The sequence below is a fragment of the uncultured Microbacterium sp. genome, assembly GCF_913776565.1.
Lineage (GTDB): Bacteria > Actinomycetota > Actinomycetes > Actinomycetales > Microbacteriaceae > Microbacterium.
This window is the reverse complement of sequence record NZ_CAJYPF010000183.1, coordinates 1-2,704: the sequence shown is the minus strand read 5'-3', so window position 1 is coordinate 2,704 and position 2,704 is coordinate 1. Positions and strand designations below refer to the sequence as shown.

Sequence of the window (2,704 nt, the reverse complement as noted above, 5' to 3'; positions counted from 1 at the left end):
GGAGCTGTGCGAGGGCGAGAAGGCCCAGGATGCCGCCGCCCACGACGATCCGCGCAGCCCCGACCGCGACGGGTGAGGCGTCGACGCCGGCGAGGGCCTGCGCGGTGCCGGTGGTCGAGAAGCACAGTGCCGCGGCGAGGATCGCGAGGGCGGGAAGCATGGATGGATTGTTACACAATCCTGCGCATGGGAAGTCAGTTCTGGGGCGAGACGCGGAGGTCGCTTCACAGAGCTGCCGCGGATCAGGTGCGCAGGGCGTGAACCATCGAGCGCAGCGCGCGCAGGGCGGCGGTCTGCTCGGCATCCGTCATCCCGCTCAGCATGCGGCGCTCCACCTGGCGCACCGCCGCGCTCGCGACGTCGAGCGATCGGCGGCCCTTCGCGGTCAACCGCGTGGGGAGCGCCTTGCCCACGGGGGCCGTCTCAGCGCGTTCGACGATCCCCTCGGCCTCGAGTGTCTGGAGCAGGACGTTCATCGACTGGCGGGTGACGAACGCGCCCCGGGCCAGATCGGAGTTCGACAGGCCCGGGCGCTGGGCGAGCAGCTCGAGGCACGAGTAGTGCGTGATGGTCATCCCGAGAGGGCGGAGGACCTCTTCCATCGCCGAGCGGAGAGCGCTCGCCGCCTCCTTGAGGAGGTAGCCGAGAGAGGTGTCGAGGGTGATGCGGTCTTGCGTCATGTCAGTATTCTGACATACCCTCTATGTCAGACAACTGACACAAGGAGTTCTCATGACCGTCACCGGACCCGACTTCATCTCGCTTCAGGTGCGCGACCTCGCGGCCTCGCACGCGTTCTACGCGCAGTACCTGGGCCTCGAGCGATCGCCCGCGGGGCCGCCCCACGCCGTGGTGTTCTCGACGGCGCCCATCTCCTTCGCCCTGCGCGACCTCGCGCCCGGCACCGATCTGGGCGGCGTCGCCCAGCCCGGCGTCGGGGTCGCGCTCTGGCTGCATGCGACCGAGGTGCAGGCGATCCACGACGCGCTCGCCGCCGACGGTCACCGGATCGTGTCGGCGCCGATCGACGGCCCGTTCGGTCGCACCTTCACCTTCGCCGACCCCGACGGCTACCACGTCACGCTGCACGACCGCGCCTGAGCCGGCCTCCCGCCGAGCACCGGCGGACCCTCAGCTTGCGGCCGGTAACGTAGGCGCATGGCGACCACGGCGGGGCGAGGCATGGTGGCGCTCGGCATCAGCGGCATCCTGCTGGCCTTCGGCGCCGTCATCGCGGTGCTGGTGGATCCCTTCACGCGCGTGCCCATGATGGTCGACGCCACCACGGAGTGGCTCTCGCGATTGCTGCTGCTCCTCGGCGCGACGTGGCTCGTCATCGGCATGCTCGCCGCCCGCACGAGCCTGGTCCGCCGGCCCGGTGCCGCCGCGGCCCGCGCCACCTGGATCGCCTCGACCCGTCCGTGGCGTGCGCGCGAATCCACGCTCGGCGTGCTGCCGCTGGATCGCTGGCTGATGATCCTCGTTCCCGGCGGTCTGCTCGTGACCACGCGCATCGTGCAGACGCCCCGCGACGGCCTGTGGGGCGTCGCGGTGGCGATCGCGGGATGGCTGCTGTTCGCGTTCGCCGTGCGCCTGCTGCTGGGCAGGCGCTCGCCGTGGCCGATCATCGCCGCCGTCGGCGGCGCGCTGGTGCTGCGCTGCGTCGTCGCCCTGATCGCCGTCGCCCTCTCGGGGCCTGAAGGTATCTGGCCCGACCTCTGGGCGCTGCCGGTCGTGCGCATCCTGTATCTGATGGTCGCCTTCGCCCTGGTGGCCTGGGTTTTCGTCGCCGCCGGGTGGGCGCTCTCGGCACAGCTCGGTCGCCGTCGCGCGGGCGGTATCGCCCTGGCCGGCATGGGGATCGGCTACGCGCTGCCCGCCGCCACGATCGCGCTGATGGGTGCGCGCGACGCGCTGCGGTCGTGGAACGAGCAGATCGGCATCCTGCCGTGGGACCTCGCCCGTCTCACCGGTATGCGCGACGGCGCGTTCCCCGTCGAGGTCGTCGCGGTCACGGCGGTGATCGGCGCCGTGGTGACCATCGTGGGGGTGGCGCTCGCGCTGCCCGATCGCGTCTGGGCCCGCCGGGTGCGCTGACACCGGCCTCCCCCCGTCCGAGTAGCCGCGCATCCGGCGGTGCGCAAGCGCCCGGTCCGTTCCGCTCGGCTGTCCTAGCGTGAGGAGCCCGAGGGAAGGAACCCCCATGACCGACGTCACCCGCGCCACGCCGGAACGCCGCGTGCTGTCCAGCTTCACCGACTACACCGGGGCGCAGGCCGCCGTCGACCGCCTCTCGGACGCGGGCTTCCCCGTCGAGCACACCGCCATCGTGGGCCATGACGTCCGCATCGTCGAGCAGGTGACCGGTCGCCTCACCAAGGGACGCGCCGCCGGTCTCGGCGCCGCGTCGGGCGCGTGGTTCGGTCTGATGATCGGCGTGATCGTGGGCCTGCTGAGCCCGGGCGGGTTCCTCGGTCTGCTGCTGCTGGGCCTCGTGCTCGGCGCGGTGTGGGGCGCGATCTTCGGCTTCGCCGGGCACGCGTTCACCGGCGGGCGTCGTGACTTCTCGTCGGTGCAGGGTTTCGAGGCCGAGCGCTGGGACGTGACGGTGGATGCCGATGGTCGCCGCGCCCGTGGCCTGCTGCTCCAGCAGCTGCCGCCGTCACGTATCAAGGATGCCCAGGCCCGCCAGGACAGCTGGGAG

At 71.8% G+C, this 2,704-nt stretch carries 4 protein-coding genes; 3 read left to right on the top strand and 1 reads right to left on the bottom strand.

Annotation, left to right across the window (positions count from 1 at the left end; all coding sequences use genetic code 11):
* Positions 1–242: 242 nt before the first annotated feature.
* Complete coding sequence (locus QZ433_RS10235; RefSeq protein WP_295782856.1) at positions 243–680, bottom strand: MarR family transcriptional regulator; 438 nt, start codon at positions 678–680, stop codon at positions 243–245.
* A gap of 52 nt (positions 681–732) precedes the next feature.
* On the opposite strand from QZ433_RS10235, the gene QZ433_RS10230 reads away from it, so the two are divergent.
* The 3 genes from QZ433_RS10230 to QZ433_RS10220 all read left to right on the top strand — a co-directional run.
* Entirely contained in the window at positions 733–1,101 is a 369-nt protein-coding gene (locus tag QZ433_RS10230) for a VOC family protein (protein WP_295782853.1), read from the top strand.
* 57 nt (positions 1,102–1,158) lie between these two features.
* Entirely contained in the window at positions 1,159–2,097 is a 939-nt protein-coding gene (locus QZ433_RS10225) for a hypothetical protein (RefSeq protein ID WP_295782850.1), read from the top strand.
* Positions 2,098–2,203: 106 nt separating this feature from the next.
* Positions 2,204–2,704: general stress protein (locus QZ433_RS10220; protein WP_366761919.1), on the top strand; the 501-nt coding region annotated here is incomplete at its 3' end.

Excerpts from the sequence above, each read along its gene's own strand:
- QZ433_RS10230 (WP_295782853.1), top strand. The coding sequence starts at position 733 with ATGACCGTCACCGGACCCGACTTCATCTCGCTTCAGGTGCGCGACCTC.
- QZ433_RS10235 (WP_295782856.1), bottom strand. The coding sequence starts at position 680 with ATGACGCAAGACCGCATCACCCTCGACACCTCTCTCGGCTACCTCCTC.
- QZ433_RS10225 (WP_295782850.1), top strand. The coding sequence starts at position 1,159 with ATGGCGACCACGGCGGGGCGAGGCATGGTGGCGCTCGGCATCAGCGGC.